This window comes from Centipeda infelix ATCC 43532 (genome assembly GCF_000234095.1).
GTDB lineage: Bacteria > Bacillota > Negativicutes > Selenomonadales > Selenomonadaceae > Centipeda > Centipeda infelix.
In genome coordinates, this window is sequence record NZ_JH376798.1 from 1 (window position 1) to 18061 (window position 18061).

General features: G+C 55.9%; 12 protein-coding genes, 1 tRNA gene, 1 rRNA gene, 1 other RNA gene and 1 pseudogene. 3 read left to right on the top strand and 13 right to left on the bottom strand.

Annotated features, from left to right (window positions below):
* The 10 genes from HMPREF9334_RS03280 to HMPREF9334_RS03320 all read right to left on the bottom strand — a co-directional run.
* A 16S ribosomal RNA gene (locus HMPREF9334_RS03280) occupies nucleotides 1-437 on the bottom strand; the annotation flags it as partial.
* Nucleotides 438-719: 282 nt separating this feature from the next.
* Entirely contained in the window at nucleotides 720-959 is a 240-nt protein-coding gene (locus HMPREF9334_RS03285; RefSeq protein ID WP_006692077.1) for a pro-sigmaK processing inhibitor BofA family protein, read from the bottom strand.
* A gap of 1 nt (nucleotide 960) precedes the next feature.
* Nucleotides 961-1557: a recombination mediator RecR gene (gene recR / locus HMPREF9334_RS03290; protein WP_006692078.1), complete on the bottom strand. Its 597-nt coding sequence runs from the start codon at nucleotides 1555-1557 to the stop codon at nucleotides 961-963.
* Entirely contained in the window at nucleotides 1557-1883 is a 327-nt protein-coding gene (locus HMPREF9334_RS03295) for a YbaB/EbfC family nucleoid-associated protein (protein WP_006692079.1), read from the bottom strand. The genes recR and HMPREF9334_RS03295 overlap by 1 nt, the downstream gene beginning before the upstream one ends.
* Nucleotides 1884-1940: 57 nt before the next feature.
* Entirely contained in the window at nucleotides 1941-3797 is a 1857-nt protein-coding gene (gene dnaX / locus HMPREF9334_RS03300; RefSeq protein ID WP_006692080.1) for a DNA polymerase III subunit gamma/tau, read from the bottom strand.
* Between the two features lie 75 nt (nucleotides 3798-3872).
* Nucleotides 3873-3972, bottom strand: an RNA gene (gene ffs / locus HMPREF9334_RS11545) — signal recognition particle sRNA small type.
* A gap of 33 nt (nucleotides 3973-4005) precedes the next feature.
* A tRNA-Ser gene (locus HMPREF9334_RS03305) sits at nucleotides 4006-4096 on the bottom strand.
* A 118-nt stretch (nucleotides 4097-4214) separates the two neighbouring features.
* Nucleotides 4215-5180 (bottom strand): 6-phosphofructokinase, encoded by a 966-nt coding sequence (gene pfkA / locus HMPREF9334_RS03310; protein ID WP_006692081.1) that lies wholly within the window; start codon nucleotides 5178-5180, stop codon nucleotides 4215-4217.
* 232 nt (nucleotides 5181-5412) lie between these two features.
* Nucleotides 5413-11025: an autotransporter outer membrane beta-barrel domain-containing protein gene (locus HMPREF9334_RS03315; RefSeq protein WP_006692082.1), complete on the bottom strand. Its 5613-nt coding sequence runs from the start codon at nucleotides 11023-11025 to the stop codon at nucleotides 5413-5415.
* Nucleotides 11026-11473: 448 nt separating this feature from the next.
* The gene (locus HMPREF9334_RS03320; RefSeq protein WP_006692083.1) at nucleotides 11474-12220 is read right to left on the bottom strand and encodes an autotransporter domain-containing protein; all 747 of its coding nucleotides are present in this window, start codon (nucleotides 12218-12220) and stop codon (nucleotides 11474-11476) included.
* A 44-nt stretch (nucleotides 12221-12264) separates the two neighbouring features.
* Between HMPREF9334_RS03320 and HMPREF9334_RS11550 the strand changes: the two are divergent.
* Nucleotides 12265-12432, top strand: a pseudogene (locus HMPREF9334_RS11550) (IS3 family transposase); the annotation flags it as partial.
* A gap of 161 nt (nucleotides 12433-12593) precedes the next feature.
* On the opposite strand, the gene HMPREF9334_RS03330 reads toward HMPREF9334_RS11550, so the two are convergent.
* Nucleotides 12594-14027, bottom strand: coding sequence for an alanine/glycine:cation symporter family protein (locus tag HMPREF9334_RS03330; protein ID WP_006692085.1), 1434 nt, complete (start codon nucleotides 14025-14027; stop codon nucleotides 12594-12596).
* A gap of 220 nt (nucleotides 14028-14247) precedes the next feature.
* Here HMPREF9334_RS03330 and pyk point away from each other — a divergent pair, with 220 nt between their 5' ends.
* A complete protein-coding gene (gene pyk, locus HMPREF9334_RS03335) occupies nucleotides 14248-15663 on the top strand; it encodes a pyruvate kinase (RefSeq protein ID WP_006692086.1) in 1416 nt (471 codons plus the stop codon).
* Between the two features lie 74 nt (nucleotides 15664-15737).
* Nucleotides 15738-16109: a RidA family protein gene (locus tag HMPREF9334_RS03340; RefSeq protein WP_006692087.1), complete on the top strand. Its 372-nt coding sequence runs from the start codon at nucleotides 15738-15740 to the stop codon at nucleotides 16107-16109.
* Nucleotides 16110-16211: 102 nt separating this feature from the next.
* Here the strand turns inward: HMPREF9334_RS03340 and HMPREF9334_RS03345 are convergent, their stop codons facing one another.
* Together HMPREF9334_RS03345 and HMPREF9334_RS03350 are read right to left on the bottom strand one after the other, a co-directional pair.
* Complete coding sequence (locus HMPREF9334_RS03345) at nucleotides 16212-16973, bottom strand: nucleotidyl transferase AbiEii/AbiGii toxin family protein (protein WP_006692088.1); 762 nt, start codon at nucleotides 16971-16973, stop codon at nucleotides 16212-16214.
* Nucleotides 16948-17904, bottom strand: a complete 957-nt coding sequence (locus HMPREF9334_RS03350; RefSeq protein WP_006692089.1) for a hypothetical protein — start codon at nucleotides 17902-17904, stop codon at nucleotides 16948-16950. Before HMPREF9334_RS03350 ends, HMPREF9334_RS03345 begins: the two co-directional genes overlap by 26 nt.
* Nucleotides 17905-18061 lie beyond the last annotated feature (157 nt).

An 18061-nucleotide genomic window follows, 5' to 3' on the forward strand; every position in this document is an offset into this window, starting at 1 on the left:
GAAGACCTTCTTCACTCACGCGGCGTTGCTCCGTCAGGCTTGCGCCCATTGCGGAAGATTCCCCACTGCTGCCTCCCGTAGGAGTCTGGGCCGTGTCTCAGTCCCAATGTGGCCGTTCATCCTCTCAGACCGGCTACTGATCGTCGCCTTGGTGAGCCGTTACCTCACCAACTAGCTAATCAGACGCAGACCCATCGACAGGTGATAGCATATTCAGAGGCCATCTTTCACGGAGGAGAGATGCCTCTCCTCCGCTTCATTCGGTATTAGCATTCCTTTCGGAATGTTGTCCCCATCCTGTCGGCAGGTTGTCTACGTGTTACTCACCCGTTTGCCACTAAGCTCATAAAAGCAAGCTTTCATTCGCTCCGTTCGACTTGCATGTGTTAAGCACGCCGCCAGCGTTCGTCCTGAGCCAGGATCAAACTCTCCGCTAAAGGGTTGCCCCTATCCGAGAGCCTGTTGGCTCATTATGTCATTCTTGTAAAAGAATTGTGTTCGTTGACTAACATCAACGATGTTGCATCTGGCTTGTTAGATTTAATTCTAACTTGTTTTGCATTGTGTAGTTTTCAGGGTACATCCTGCACCGCGTAAGGCTTCAAGGTTCTTTGCAGTTCCTCGCGGCTCTCATCGGCGCGACTGTCATAATATAACACAGATGCTTTCCCTTCGTCAACCCCCTTTTTTATCTTTTTCTCAACTTTTTCTATGAGTGCTCACATCATATGTGCAATCAGCACGAGAATAACGCCGGGGATACCAAGAATACCGACAATGAGTGCCTTGAGAAAGGTGATCTTGATGCCGACACCAAAGAGGTTGATGACCCACAGGATGATGGCACCGACGATGCTGTTCGTGATGAGTTTCCATAGAATACGAAATGGCAGTGCAATGAGTTTCCCGAGAATTGCAAATACAATGATGCCAACGGCAATACCCGCAATAATCTCCAAACTAGATTTCCCTCCTGTTTTCCATAGCGCGCGAAAGGGTCACCTCATCCGCATACTCGAGGTCGCCGCCGACGGGAAGCCCGTGCGCGATGCGTGTGACCCGCACGCCCATCGGTTTGAGCAGTTTTGCAATATACATCGCAGTCGCCTCCCCCTCGACGTTCGGGTTGGTCGCGACGATGACCTCCTGTACGTCGGACGTTCCGACACGCGTGACGAGTTCACGGATGCGAATATCGTTCGGCCCCACGCCCTCGATCGGCGAGAGTGCACCATGCAGGACATGATAAACGCCCGCATAGTCGTTCATGCGCTCCATTGCCGCCACATCGGGCGGCTGCTCAACGACGCAAATTGTTGTGTGGTCGCGCCGATCCGACATGCAGATCGCGCACGGGTCGCTATCCGTGAGGTTGAAACAGGTGGAGCAGAAGCCGATCTTCTCCTTCGCCTCGATGATGGCAGAGGCAAGGCGGCGTGCCCGCTCCATGTCCATATCCAGAACATGGTAGGCAAGGCGTGCCGCCGTCTTTGCCCCGATACCGGGCAGCGCACGGAACTGCTCCATCAACTGTGTGAGCGGTGCGATACTGTGCATCAGAGAAGTCCCGGCGGCAGTCCAAGCCCACTCGTGAGTTTGCCCATCTCCTGCGCCATCATTTCGTCGACCTTCTTAGTTGCTTCATTAAATGCTGCCGAGATGAGATCCTGCAGCATTTCGATATCCTCGGGATCGACCGCTGCGGGTGCGATGATGAGGCTCTGCACCTGCTTCTCACCGTCCATGACGATCTTCACCGCGCCGCCGCCGGAAGAAACCTCGACGGTCTTGCGCTTGAGCTCGTCCTGCATCTTCTTCATCTCGTTCTGCATCTTCTGGACTTTTTTCATCATACCGGCCATATTGCCGCCGCCATTGAACATAATAACTCTCCTTTTATATAGTAGATATGTTTAGCCTAACAAAAACCGCGTGCAACGTCAAGTGTTCTCGTCAGGCGGCAGTTCATCATAGTCGAACATCTCCGCCTCCTCGTCCGCCGTTGGTTCATACACCTCATAGGGTGCATTCTCCTCCACCGCCGGCGCAGCGGGTTTCGGCGGTGCGGGCGGCTGTGGCTTCGGCACAGGTCGCATGGCAGGTGCGGCAACCTCCTCCACGCGAGCGCCGTCACCCGCGATCTTCAGCAGCTCCGCGACGGGCGCAGGGTACGCCGGCTCCTGCAGCACAGATGTCGCAGGTGGAATCTCCTCCTCATCACCCGTACAGACGACGAGAAGCGGCCGTCCCACAAGTTCCGTCATGACCTCCTCAAAGACGGCACGATGCCGCTTCATAATGTAGTCACGCGCCATATCTGTTGCGGGACGAATGAAAAAATGCGTCTCTGTCGCGCCTTCGTAGTCCGCGCCCGAGAGCAGGGATGAAGCGAGACGATTTCGCTCTTTGAGCCGTGCCTCGAACTTCTTCCACAGTGCCCCATCGAGCTGACGCGGTGCTCCCGGTCGAGGTACGTCCGCATTCCCGCTCTTTGCAATGCGTTTGGGAGCTGCTTTTTTTTGCGCGGGATGCGCCGACGGTTTCGATATAGCAGCAACTGCGCTTGTCGCTCCGCTCCCCACCGTGGCAGCCTGTGCCGTCCCGACCCCTGCGAGTTGTGCCGCCAGTCGGCGCACTTCCTCCTCAAGCCGAGCGATGCGTGCCGTATCGGCGGGATTTGACACAAGGGGAGCGGTTACTTCCACCGTCCCCTCCGATGGACGGCAAAGGCCGATCAGCATTGCCTCCACTGCGATGCGCGGCTGCGGCGCACTGCGGATCTCCTGCATCGTCTCGTTCAGCGTCTGCAAGATTGCCATGATTTCATCCTGCGTAAAACGTACCGCCGTTTCCCGCAGATCATCTGCCTGCCCCTCCGTAAGCTCTGCCGCAGAGAGGGCGCCGCCCACACCGGCGATCATCAGACTGCGGAAATATTGCGCGAGCTCTGCGAGAATCTGCTTCAGCTCACGCCCGTTTTGCAGCAGTTCTCCGAGCTGAGTGACAAGCCCCGCCGCGTCACGCTCTGCGATCTGTTCTGCCAGTTTTTGCGTCCATGCATTCCCGACCAGTCCCAGAGCCTCCTGTACGCGCTCCGCCGTGAGCACCCCCTCTGCGAGTGCGGTACACTGGTCGAGAATCGAGAGCGCGTCACGCATCCCACCGTCTGCCTGCACGGCGATGATGCCGAGCGCATCCGCATCCGCCGTGATGCCGGACTCCTGACAGACGTATGTCAGGCGGTCACGGATCTCCGTCACCGTAATGCGGTGGAAATCATACCGCTGACAGCGCGACTGGATCGTCGCGGGCACTTTGTGCGGCTCTGTCGTCGCGAGGATGAACAGCACCTGCGGGGGCGGCTCCTCAAGGGTCTTGAGAAGAGCGTTGAACGCCTCCGTCGTCAGCATATGTACCTCGTCGATGATGTAGATCTTATAGTGCCCTGCCGCCGGTGCAAACTTTACCGACTCGCGCAGATCACGGATCTCATCAATGCCGCGGTTCGATGCCGCATCGATCTCGAACACATCCATCGACGAGCCGTCGTTGATGCTGCGGCAGGAGTCACACACACCGCACGGCGTGAGCGTCGGCCCCTCGACGCAGTTGAGCGCACGCGCGAGAATCTTTGCCGTGCTCGTCTTACCCGTCCCGCGTGGCCCCGTAAAGAGATAGGCATGACTTGTCTGCCCCATCGTCACCGCACGCGCAAGCGTATGACTGATGTGCTCCTGCCCCACGAGATCGGCGAACGTCTCCGGCCGCCAACGGCGATAGAGTGCAACGTAGGACATGACGAAACCTCCCAACAACAAAAAAGCAGCCCACCAGGCTGCTGACATCACGCGATTTCTCCCACGGCAGGCCACAGTCCCCAGGCACCCTCACGGCACATGAGACGATCCGCTTACCGCTGCTTCCTTCCGGACCTGACGGGGTTCACAGGGCCCCATTGCGTGAGACCAAGACACTGCAGCCCGCCCTGAGAAAAATCAATAAAAATGGCGGAGAGTGAGAGATTCGAACTCTCGGTACGGTATCACCGCACACACGCTTTCCAGGCGTGCTCCTTCAACCACTCGGACAACTCTCCACTGTGCTCTCAAAAAAGCTATTCACTTCTGCAACGCCTCACAGTCTAGCATGATTTACGCGCCATTGTCAAGGAAAAAATAATGGAGAACCGCCGCAGCAGCTCTCCATCATATCCACTATGCAAGGACACGCGAAAGACGTACCAGCTCGGGGTCGAGCGTCTTCGTATTATTGACCGCCTCAAAGAGGTTCACACTCACAACCTGTCCCTCGTTAAAGCTGAAGATCACATCGTTGACCCCCGAGATGATCGCAAGTGCCGCCTTTTCGCCGAGCATCGATGCCTTGATGCGATCCTCCACCGTCGGCGAGCCGCCGCGCTGAATGTGTCCAAGCACCGAGACGCGTGTATCGATCTCCGTCTTCTCGCCGATGATCTTGCCAATCTCGACCGCAGAGCCCGCGCCCTCCGCGACCACGATGATGCTGTAGCGCTTGCCCGCCTCGTACATCTCCCGCAGCTCGCAGCTGATCTCCTCCAGATCGTACGCCACCTCGGGCACGAGAATGTACTCCGCACCGCCCGCGATGCCCGACATCATCGCAAGCCACCCCGAGTGCCGGCCCATCACCTCGACGAGGATGATGCGGCGATGCGCCGAAGCCGTGTCGCGCAGCTTGTTGATCGCGTCCACGATCGTATTGCACGCCGTATCACAGCCGATCGTGTAGTCCATGCCCCAGACATCGTTATCGATCGTGCCGGGCAGCCCGACGATCGGCATTCCCGTCTCCTTGCTGAGCAGTGAGCCGCCCGTCAGTGAGCCGTCACCGCCGATGATGACGAGCCCCTCGATGCCGCGCTTGCACAGATTGTCAAACGCCGTCTTCCGCCCCTCGGGCGTCATGAACGACTTACTGCGTGCCGTCCCGAGGAACGTACCGCCGCGCTGAATCAGATCGCTGACACTGCGCGTCGTGAGCTTTTCAATGTCATCGTGCACCATGCCGCTGTAGCCGTTGTGCACGCCGTAGACCTCCACGCCTTCATAGATCGCCGTGCGCACCACCGCACGCGCCGCCGCATTCATGCCCGGACTGTCCCCGCCCGAGGTGACAACCGCAATTGCCTTTTTCAGCATAAAAACATCCCCTGTCCCTAGAGAATTACCGACAAATACAGCAACCCCCATGCCACGCTTATGCGAATCACTATCTGTCCTATATTTTACGAAAGCACACGCGAAAAGTAAAGTCTTTCACAGAAAATAATATCTGCAAGCCCTATAGACAATGAAAGCAAAAAGAGATTGGACTCCTCATCCGAGGAAATCCAATCTCACGTTTCGTTTGCTTATGAATGAGAGGCAGCTCTTAGAACGCCCACTTGACGGAGACACCGCCTGTAACGCCCCGACGCTTGCCCTGCCATCCGTTGAGATTCAGGTCATAGCTCATGCGGCTGCCCTGCGGCGCAAAGCGATAGCCGAGCTCGAGGAGCGCACTGCTCCCCTTCAGCGAGGGGCTCGGTGCGCTGTCGCCCTGTGAGGTCGCGCGTGCGTCGCCATCGAGCTCATACTCCCATGCAAGCCCTGCGTAGAACTGGCTGAGTGCCGTCGCACCGTGCGTATAACGCGCGCCGATGCGCAGACGATGCGAGTTCACTGCATCGAAGTCGTACATCTCGCCCGAGCTGAGGTGTGCGCTCGCACCCGCTGTGTGTGAATACGCATAGCGCACGTACGCACTGACCGTATCCGCTGCGCGGACGTGGAAATCCTTGCCCACGCCGACCTGCATACCATAGTAAGTGTTTGTCGTATCATAGTTTGCAAGCCCTGTGTAGTCGCTCTTCGTACGACCGACGCGCAGTGCACCGTCAATCCAGTTATCTGCTGCCATCTCAAGCCTTGCCATCATGCCCGCGCCGACATAGCTGGTCTTGCCGCTGCCGTGCGTACCGTCATCGAGATAGGAGTCATAGCTGCCGCGCCCGTACTCGATGAAGGGGCCAAAGGTCAGCGTACCCGCCTGCACTGCGTTCTCACGCGCCCAGCCGACACCGAGGTTCCAGCCCTTCATATCGACATAGGAGCCGGTTTCGTGGCGGAGTGAGCCGCCGCCCATTCCTGCCCAGAGACCGTAGCTGCCGCCCGCAGCCGCAGCTGCTGCGCGTGCCTCCTTTTTCGCCGCATCCATCCCCGTACCCGCGAGGAAGTCAGCACCGTCATTGATGAATGCACTCGCACCCGCACGCGTCTCGACAATGGACTTGGACTGCTCGTCCATGCCCGCCTTCGTGACCGTTGCAATGAGCTTATGCGCGTCATGCGGATCCTGCGTGATGTCAAACGTATACCTGCGCGAAACGCCGTCCCTGCCCTCTGCCGTCACATTGCTGCCGACGGTGATATTACGCCCGCCGAGGGTCGTATTCTCCATGAGCGTGAACGTGTCGCCCTTTGCGAGCTTCTGCGTCGCACCGCTGCGATGAACAGCAAACTTCATCCCCGTGAGGTTCTTATCGCCACTGCTGACATTCGTCAGCTTCAGCAGAGGATTCGCATTGCGCACGGGCGCATTCTCCATGTCGAAACGGAGGTTCTGGATGTTGGTGATGTCGCCGACCGACGAGGACGTACCCGAGCCGTAGGAAACGGCAAGCGTATTGTCCTTCCCATTTGCCGCCGTACCGCCCGTGACTGTGCCCGTGACCGCCGCATTGCGGAGACGGATCACGTTGTAGTTCGTCACCGTCCCCTGTCCGCCTGTGATATTGCCGGTAAACGTATGTCCCGTGACATCGACCACGTTGTTCGATGCCTCACCGCTCGCGGAGTAGCCACCGACAATACTCCCCTGTGCATCCTGCGTCACATTGACCGTATTCGACACAGCCTTGCCGCCGGCGACATCCGTCCGACCGCCGTAGATGGCAGTATAGACACCACCCGCGACATTGACCGTGTTCGTATGGCTGTCGCCCGCATCAGCCCCCGTCGCAGACGTTCCCGTGCCGCTGGTATAGCCGCCGTAGACCTTCTTGTGGTTGCTGTCATTCACAGAGATCGTGTTCCCCGTGGTGGTATTGCCCGCAGCCGAGCGCCCGCCCCACATCTCGGTACCGGTCGACGCTGCCGCCGTCGCTCCCTTGAATGTGTAGCCGTAGCGAACGATCCGCGTGTTGCCGCGTGCCTCGATATTCGTTTCCTTCGTGCGGTCAGTGCTGAGCTCGGTACGGAAGGTTTTTCCGTCCTTTAGCGTCAGACCGTTTGCATTCTCGACGAGCTCGACCTCGCTCTCCGTCGCCGCAAAGTCCGCCTTAATGGAGTTCAGATCGAAGTTCGCATTTGCCGCCGTCAACGTCAGCTTCGAGGAGGCGTTCTTGAACGCGACTGTGGAGAAATTCTCAATCTTTCCGACCGTCGCCGCCGTGTTGACATTCAGCGTATTGCCCTTCTCACTGCCAATCGCACGGTTACCGCCCGAGATTTCGGCATTCGCGAGATTGCCGCCGTTGAGGTTGATCGTGTTGTTGTAGGTCTTGCCATCCGCAGCCTCGGTATAGCCGCCATAGACCTTGCCCGTAATCGTGCCGCCCGTAATGGTGACGGTATTATCGTGGCTGTCCTTCTTCTCGACATCCGTATTGCTCGTGCCTGACGTATGACCGCCGTACACGTTCGTATAGCTGCCGTTCACAGTGATCTCATTGTGGTGCGTTGCATTGCCCGCCTTGGAGACACCGCCGTATGCGTTTGTCCCATCGACAGAAGCCGCCGTGACTCCCGTGAACTGGTAACCTGTGTACTTGATCTCTTTCTGGTCCGACGAGACGCTGACATTCGTCTCGCTCTTTTTATCCGCGCTCAGTCCGGACTTCACTGCACCAGCGGTGTATGTACTGCCGAAGTCGATGCCGTTATTGTTCCGCATCAGGGTAATGTTGCGCCCGTTGCCGCCCGCCGTCAGCGTGTTCCAGTCGACCTTCGTCTGTCCGCCGCCCGTGACATTCAGCATTGTTCCGCTCGCAGCGACACCTGTTGTGTCGAACGTCATTTTCTGGAATCCCGCGACGCTCTGTGCCGTGTTCATGCCCTTCACATTCAGCGTGTTGCCCGTGCCGCTTGCCTGTGTGCCGCCCGTGACCGCGCCGCTCACCGTCGCACCATGGAGGTTCACGGTGTTGTTGTTCGTCGTCGCGCCTTCGCCGCCCGTGACTGCGCCTGTATTCGCCTTAACGGTAACGGTATTGCCCGAGGCTTCACCGAGAGCCTTGCCGCCGACAACTGCGCCCGTGATTGACTTCTCAATCGTGACTTCGTTGCCCGTTGCATTGCCGCCCGCCACATCGGTAAAGCCGCCGTAGACGTTTCCGCTGACCGTCGCAGATCCCTTAACGGTGACCTTGTTCTTGTAGCTGTTGTGCTTATCCGCTGCTGTCGTACCCGTACCGCTCGTCCAGCCGCCGTACACGTTCGTATGGCTGTCGCTGTTCACGGTAATCTCATTGTCATGCGTCGAATTGCCGCCGACAGAACGTCCGCCCCATGTGTATTTATCTGTGCCGTTTTGAACGGTCGTCGGTGTCGTCTGATTGGCAAAGGCATACCCCTCATAGGTGACCTCATGCGCACCTTTCGCAAGGACGAACTCCTTGTACGCATCCGTCATAGTCTTGACGAGACGGTTCACACCATCAGCGACGGTAACGCCATGCGTGTTCCTAATCAGCGTGCCCTTCATCGCGTGCGCACCATGCACATTGATGTCGCTGAGACTGCGGATCGTCGTTCCTGTCGTATTCGAAAGCGTCAGGAAGGTCGCATTCTTATTCATATGTTCGTTGAAACGGAAATTGATCTCGGCAAAATTGTTAATGTTGGCTGCTGTGGCATTGCCGTATACGTTCAGTTTATTGCCCGTCGTATAGTCTCTGCCGCCCACCGAGCTGCTGCCGCCGTTGATGTTGCCGGAGATGCTCCCTGTATAGGCAGCCTGCCCATCGCCAATATTGACGGTGTTGCCCGTCGCGTTTCCGCTCCCCGTACGTCCGCCGTCGATATTGCGTACCGAGCCTGCCGTAACGGTGACCGTGTTCCCCGTCGCATCACCATTCGTTGAGAAACCGCCGTAGACATCGTGATTCGCCGCTGACCCGCCGTTGATATTGACCTTGTTGCCCGTTGCGGCTCCGGACGAAGCAACACCGCCAAAGATATCGCCGCCCACCGTACCATTTGTGAGCGTAACCGTATTGTTCTCCGCTTTCCCAGTACCACCGGCTGAACCGCCATAGGTTGACTGCTGCACCGTACCGCCGTTGATGTCGACAAAGTTCCCCGTTGCATTCCCGCCGGTTGCACCCACAGAGCCGCCGGTCAGCGAGCCGGTCACCTTGCCGCTGTTCAGCACTGCACGGTTGCCCGTTGCACTGCCCCCCGGCGAGACGGTCACGCCGCCGAACATATTGTTCACCGTATCGGTCGCCGCTCCGTTGAACGTGATCTTGTTGTCGATGCTGTGGTTCTTCGCGTTCTCTCCCGTCGCCGTTGAGCCCGTGCCGCTCGTCCAACCGCCATAGACACTCTGTGCGCCATGGTTGCCGGTCAATGTTATTTCGTTTTTCGTCGTCGTATTACCAATGACAGAACGACCGCCCCATGTTGCTGTACCGTCCGTATCCTTTGTCGTCGCATCCTTGAACTGATAGGTACGATAGGTGATCTTGTCGCCGGCCGTGTGTTTCTTGAAGATGGTTTCCGTCTTGTCAGCCGTTCGTCCCACATCCGCAGGATCGTCAACATCAATACCGTGCGCGTTCTCGATCAGAGTGCCGCCGCCGACCGGTGCATTTTTCACATGGAGCTGGTTGAGGCTTTTGAGATGCGTTTTCTCGCCGTACGTATTGACCAATTTGAGCAGCGGATTGCTCGTATTCACATGGCTGAAATTAAAATGGATCGTCTCAAAATTCTTGATGTTGCCCGCCTGTGCATTGGCATTGACGTTAAGCGTGTTCCCCGTCGTCTGATCCTTCGTCCCGCTCGTTCTGCCGCCATAGATCGTGCCGGTAATCGTCCCTACTGCACTGCCCGCGCCGTCACCGAGATTGACCGTGTTCCCCGTAGCGTTGCCGTTCGCCGCCCATCCGCCGTAGATATGCTGGTGAATGGTACCATTCCCCGCCATGGTGACGGTATTGCCCGTGGCATTTCCATTCGCAGCATAACCACCGTAAACAAGCTGGTGAACATCGCCGCCCTTGACGGTGACCTGATTGCCCGTGGCGTTACCCCCCTCATTGGCAGCACCGCCGAGAACATCTCCCCAAACAGTGCCACCCTCGATGAATACTTTATTCTCGATTGCGTCGCCATCACTTCGTGATGTGGTGTAACCGCCATAAACGTTCTTAGGATCAGAAGAAGAACCTACATCGCCGGCTTTGAGCGTCACGATATTTCCCTTTGCATTGCCTCTCCCGTTCGGCGCAGAGGGATCTGCCGACCTTCTCGTCGTCATCCCGCCGATGAGATCGCCGTTCGTCCGCTTTCCCTCAAATGTGACTTCATTGTTCTCGGCGTGCCCGCCGCCATCCGTCACACCACCGTATACGCCCTCCGTAACCGAGCCGGGAATCGCTGACGATTGACGGATGAAAACCTTATTTCCCGTCACATTTCCCTTGCCGAAGGTAAATCCCCCAAACAAATCCTTCGTATAGTGCCGATCTTTGAATATCAGTGTATTGTTCGTTACGTTGCTATGATCGGATTCCGCACGGATAAACCCTGCTGCTGTACCGAACGGATGGCTCGAATCATCCATGGCATTATCCGATGGTGCATGCGCAGAGTCGATCTCCACATGATTCCCCGTCACATCCGCCGCAGACACATTCTGCGCAGACGAAAGGAATCCGCCCCCACCGAGCGCAATTGCAACGAGCAGTGCCAGACGACGTGATTTCATTTCTTTGAACAAGCAGTTCGCCTCCTAATTCTGCGTTTTCAACGCGATCCATAAAATATAATTTTCCATTAGGACGATATTACCACATTTTTTTCCAAAAGAAAATATCTATGATATAAAAACTGCAATTATTTTTCAATCGATCAACTCTTACAACGATTGTGCACACGTTCATATCTCAGGATTTGCCGATAAACGACACAAGATTCATCCGATTGGCGTAGATTCTTTCGTCCAGCAAGGAAACAAACCGAACGCATGGCAAAGTCTGTGCCGAAGATCCCATGCACGGTGCCAGCAAAAAGCTGCATCAAGGTGACACGACTGAATTTCTCAGTGCGTGCCTGAGCGCACACGACGCACAAAAAAGGCGTGCCGCACAGGACCAAACGCCTTTGTGCAGCACGCCCTTCGGGGCTGTTTTGCAGAGCTGCCCCCACTTTCGATGTGGAGACGATACTCAGAGTTTCCAGTCGATATAGGCGCTGCCCAGCCAACCGCTCCGCCGTCCCTGCCAACCGGACAGGTTGACTTCGCAGGTGACGCGCCCATACTTCGGCGCACTGCGCCAGCCGAGTTCCATGAGAGCACTCACACCGGCTGCACCGGAGGCAGGCATCTCGTAGCTCTGGAAGTGCGCCGCCGCACCGTTCCCCATCTCGTACTCAAGTGCGAGCCCCGCATACAGTGCGGAGGCGGAGTTGCGGCGCGTGTAGCGGGCCCCTGCACGCAGACGATGCGAGTCCGTCGCGTGGAAGTCGTAGGTCTCCCCCGAATTCAACCGAGCCGATGCACCATTCGTATGCGACCAGAAGTAGCGTACATAGCAGTCGAGCTGTGCCGCTCTGCCCACCGGCCGCGTCTTGCCGACACCGAGCTGCATCGCCCAGTACGGCGCAGTATAGCGATATACTTCACCCCCTGCAAGCCGTCCAATGTTCTTGTTAATCAAAATGAGTTCATTCGAGATGCGGTCAACCTTCGTATCCAGATTGGCAACGCTGCGCAGGTAATCATCCCGCGATGCGTATTCTTTCGGGAATCTGGTCTGCATATCCACGATTCGATCCTCCAGTTTGACAACCGCTTGCTTGTTCTTCTCGATGTCCTCTTTGAGTCGCCCGTGGATTTCCTTGTACTGATACCCGATAAACCCGAAAACCGTTCCAAAAAGCATGAGGACGACCGATGTCCAGTTAATCTCCATCAGAACCGCCTCCTCACACCCACGCTCCAGAACTTCGACGGCTCAATCGGATGCACAAGCAAGAGATTTACTATGGGCGCGTCTACCATAGCTACGAGGAACTCAAGACGGCGATCGAGGAATATATCGTCTACTATAACGAGCATCGTATCAAAAAGTCTCTTGGTTGGCTCAGTCCTGCTCAGTATCGTCGCAAACATCTCGCCGCATAGAAAAAGCGCAGGATTTCATTTTCCTACGCTTTCAGGTCTAACTTTTGGGGGTCACTACACTTTCAGTCTTCGTGCAACAGCCCATGTCATAGGTCCTATTTATCTCATTAACAAGACAACGTCTGCGTCTTTCCGCCAGACTTTGTCTGATCGGCAACGCCTCAGTGTCTTTGCGGCTTGAACTGCTCCTCACCCCACCCAACGATACCATGCTGATCGGGCATGATGGAGGGATCAAAAACAGGATTCTTCCCCGCTGCCTTCTGCACAAAGTAGTCGGTGAGCGCAATGCGTGCAAGGGGAGCGAGGCGCGCGATAGCATAGAGGTTTGTAAGGCAGATCATCGCCATGAAAAGGTCGGCAAGGTTCCACACAAGTCCCAGTGCTGCGATGCAGCCGAAGAACACCATCACAACGACACCAAGCCGATAGAGGAACAGCGTACGCCCTGTATTTCCGCCGAGAAAGTGTATATTGATCTCGCCGTAGTAGTAGTTGCCGACAACGGAGCTGAACGCAAAGAGGAAGATGAGCACGGCGAGAAGGCTGGATGCCCACGGGCCGAAGACGCTTGCGAGCGAATCCTGCGCGAGTGCGATGCCCGTCGTGTCACCGCCAATGGTGTACTGACCCGTGAGGAGGACGATAAACGCCGACGCCGAGCAGACAATCCATGTATCGACGTAGACGCCGAACGCCTGCACAAGTCCTTGCTTGACGGGGTGTGTGACGTTCGCCGTCGCCGCCGCATTCGGGATCGAGCCCTCGCCCGCCTCGTTCGAGAACAGCCCGCGGCGGATGCCCGTGAGGATCGCCGTGCCGATGCCACCGCCAACAGCCGCCTGTGGGCTGAACGCATCATGCAGGATGAGCACGAACATCGCAGGCACTTGGTCAATGTGCATGAGAATGATGATGAGTGCAATGAAGAGATAGATGCCCGCCATGATCGGCACGAGCAGTGCAGAGAACGATGCGACACGATGGATGCCGCCGAAGATGACCACTCCCGCGAGTACGGCGAGCACACCGCCCATGAGGTAGGTATCAACGCCGAATGCCTTCTCCATCGAGATCGCAATCGTATTCGCCTGCACGGAGACATAGATCAGACCGAACGTGACCGAGATAAGCACGGCAAAGAGTTTGGCGACCGCAGGCTGCCCAAGGGCGTTCTGAATGTAGTACGCAGGTCCGCCGTGAAAGAGGCCGTGTCCACGAGGAATCTTGTAGATCTGGGCGAGCGTGCTCTCGACAAAGCCCGTCGCTGTCCCAATGAAGGCGATGACCCACATCCAGAACACAGCACCGGGACCACCCGTCACAATGGCGATCGCAACGCCCGCGATATTGCCGACACCGACGCGCGAGGCGGTACTGACACAGAACGCCTGAAACGAGGAGATCGCCTTGCGTCCGCTTGGGCGGCGACCGAGCTCCCCCGCGAGCAGCCGCACCATCTCGGGCAGCGCACGCAGCTGAATAAATCCGGTCGAGATTGTGAACCACAGACCGCAGCCCACAAGCACAACGATGATGATATAAGTCCACAGAAAATCATTGATCGAGCCGACCATAGAGTTGAGAAAATCCATAGAAACCATCCTTTCCAAAAGAATAAGCAACATCATAATGGAAAGAACGAAGATTTGTCAAATTGCATTCCTGTATTCTTTCATAAGGAGAATCATTCAGGTACTTTTATATCCTGCTTTCTTTACTTCTCTCTAAAAAGAGTGTAAAATGACAGTAGTAGTAAGTTTCAGGAACAAGGGAAGCACCTTATCAGTGATTCCTAAAAGCGGGGGACATGATATGCTGAAAAAGACAAAAATTATCTGCACACAGGGTCCGGCAACGGATCCGGAGGGAATTGTTGACGCGCTCATCGAGAGCGGAATGAACTGCGCACGCTTCAACTTCTCCCATGGTACACACGAGGAGCACCTCGAACGCATCAACAAGGTACGTGCAGCGGCAGAGCGGTCGGGCAAGGTCATTTCGCTCATCCTCGACACGAAGGGTCCTGAGATGCGCCTTGGTGAGTTTGCTGACGGCAAGGTACAGCTTGAAAAGGGCAAGCAGTTCACGCTGACCTACGAGGATACGCCGGGCGATGAGACGCACGTCAGTGTCAACCACAAGAACCTCTACAACGAGGTAAAACCAGGCGACACGCTGCTCCTCTCGGACGGTCTCGTCGGACTCGTGGTCGATGAGATTCGCGGCAAGGACATCGTGACGACGATCCAGAACTCAGGACCGATGTCGACGCGCAAACGTGTGGCGGCACCGGGTGTCGAGTTGGGACTGCCCGCGATCTCCGAACAGGACGAGCGCGACATCATCTTCGGCATCCAGAACGATATGGACTTCGTTGCGGCATCCTTCATCCAGCGTCCGGCGGACGTGGAGGAGATCCGCCATCTGATCGCAAAGTACGGCGGTCACATGGAGATCATCCCGAAGATCGAAAACCTCGCGGGGGTCAATAACTTTGACGAGATTCTCGCGGTCTCGGACGGCATCATGGTCGCACGCGGCGATCTCGGCGTTGAGGTGCCGGCGGAGGATGTGCCGGTCATCCAGAAGGAGATCATCCGCAAGTGCAACGCGGTCGGCAAGCCCGTCATTGTCGCGACGCAGATGCTTGAATCCATGACAACGAATCCACGCCCGACCCGTGCGGAGGTCTCGGATGTCGGCAACGCGATCTTCGACGGCGCGGACGCGATCATGCTCTCCGGCGAGACGGCAAGCGGCGACTATCCCGTCGAGGCGGTCAAGACGATGAGCACAATCGCCCTGCGCATGGAGCAGTCGCTCGAGTACGACACGATCATCCGTGCACGCAGCATTCGCGAGCGTTCCTCCGTGACGGACGCCGTCTCTCACGCAACGGTACAGCTCGCCTATGAGACGAGTGCCGCCGCTATTCTGACACCGACCCAGTCCGGCTACACGACGCGCGTGGTATCGAAGTACCGCCCGAAGGCGATGATCGTCGCCTACGCACCAAGCCCGATGATTGCGCGTCACATCAACCTGCGCTGGGGTGTCTACCCCATGCAGGGACGCAAGTGGACTGGTGTCGAGGACATGATCGAGTCCTGCACGCGCGGCGCACTCTCGCACGGCTACGTCAAGGAGGGCGACAAGGTCGTCATGGTCGCGGGCATGACCTACAACGAGGGCGGCTCCGTTGCCGTCCGCGTCACGACGATCCATTAAACACGACTCAAAAATGACGAAAGGAAGCCGCTTGTTTGTGAAACGGCTTCCTTTTTTATGAAAAGGAGACTACAATGGAAACGATTCACAGCGATCACGCCCCCGCCGCCCTCGGTCCATACAGTCAGGCGATGCGCGTCGGCAGCCTCGTCTATACCTCGGGTCAGATCGGCATCGACCCCGCCGCAGGAAAGATCACCTCGGATACCGTCGAGGGACAGGCGGCGCAGGTCTGCGCGAACCTCAGAGCCGTCCTCGCCGCCGCCGGCACCGACCTCACGCGCGTCGTCAAGACCACCTGCTTCCTCGCGGACATGGCGGACTTTGCCGCATTCAACGAGGTCTACGCACGCCACTTCACAGGGAAGCCCGCCCGCTCCTGCGTCGCAGCAAAGGCCCTGCCCGCAGGAGCCCTCTGCGAGATCGAAGTGATTGCAGAGGTTTGAGGATCGTATTTTATTTATAACAAGCAAGTGCTACAAAAGCGCGATTGCATGATGCAGGTCAGAGTTCATGCGATCGCGCTTTTTCATATGCGAAGAATCACGTCATCCCATCGTAAAACTCTCTCTGATTGCTTGCAAAACCTCTTCTTTGCTCACATTTCCCAGTCCAAGCTGTTTGAAATTGATCTCTTCATTTTCCATCGCGTTGCAAAAGTGATCTATATCCGTGTAAATCTCTGTTGGAACAGGTGTAGTAATATCAGGCTGCACATAGGAAACCAAACGAAGCACATCGTTCTTATGTTTGCTTATATCATTACGATGCACATCTTCCCCCTGTGACATTCTCTCACGATTATCAAGCCATGCCTTGACCTTAAATGCGATAAGATAAGGGATATCCAAGACGGGAACCCCCACACTGGAAGAAACGATCCCTGATCGCAGGAACTCATAGTATACATCATTCAGCAGAATGGCAGACAGACTGGATATGTCATCATCGACGTGAATCGGAGCCAAGTGTATATCCGATCTTGGTGTGATGTAATCCGGCTGTCGTGAGAACAACTCGATGATCTTAGGATATTGGTCATATTTTGGATTCATAAAACGATAGTATTGCGGTGTTTTATCCGATCTGCACCACGTCTCATACCCCGCCTCACGAATAAACGCCCAGAACGTCTCCCCGAAATTCGATGTCATCGTTTCGACGATCAAGACCATATCGAGATCCTTTGTTGCACGGAAATCACCACCCTGCTCGTGAATAAGCAAGTCACACGCAGTTCCCCCAATGATGACATACTGTTCTCTAACCATGCGAAAATGTTGCTCAAATGTCAAAAGTCCCGGAATCATACCGTCCCTCCCAAACGTCGTCCAACATCTCCTCGATTGCCTGATCGACTCGCTCATCCGTATTCTCCCGCAGTGACAGTGCAAGTGACAGCGGGTCTACACAGCCATCTCTGCTGAGGATATGTGGAGCATATCGCCACAGCTCCACGCGCACCTGACGCTCCTCATCAACGAGTTCCTCCTGCAGCTCGATCGGACAATCTCTACGATAAACAGCATAGATATCACATGAGGGTGGATTCAGCCAACTGTATTCTGATAGCGCCGACTCACCTGCAAGGAAAAAATCAGGTGTCAGCACCGTACGATCTGCATAGCCGATGGAGTGTACCGGAGAGCGCAAAAACACATGTGCCCGCTCGAACAGGACATTCGGCTCATCAGTTCTACGCAAGATAACGCGCAATCCCTCTCTATGGCGACGAAAGAGTTTCGACTCCACCAACTGTTTCGCGACACGGCTCATCGTCATCGCCGAAAAAGGAAGCCAATCAGACAATACTGCTTGCGGAACTCTCTGTGCAGAAACGTATAAACAATAAAAAAACGTGATCTGTGTCGCCAGAAGAAAGTGATTTACAGGCTGCAATCGCTCTCCCGGCACCATGTAGGTTCCGATAAAGGGCAAATAACTCATTTTCCCTCTGACAATAAAGGGAATTTTATATTTTATCAGTGCACCTCTGCGCGACTCGGATATACGATCGAATACGAGTACAACAGGAAGCTGTGCGAACAACTCTACCTGCGCTATATGCTTTCTTAGTGTGGTTACACTGACTAGGGTGCTCTCCGGCTCGATTAAAATACAAGAGGATGATTCGATCTCGGCGCGATAAAATTGATAATTCGCACGTAGAAATAACGGCAGTTTCTTAGCCTTTTCCCACGAAGCATAGCGTATCTCCAACCCCAATTCTTCTCGCAGCACAATCTCTCCCCCTTTCCTTTTTAACTCTTTTCTTCCATTCTAACTTTTTGAGTGTTAAAAGTCAATTTTTAATGTTATATGTTTGGTTGAAGGAAGCACAAAAGCCCCGCACCACAAAGTGGGGCGGGGCACAGTACAATACATTGTAAGGAACGGC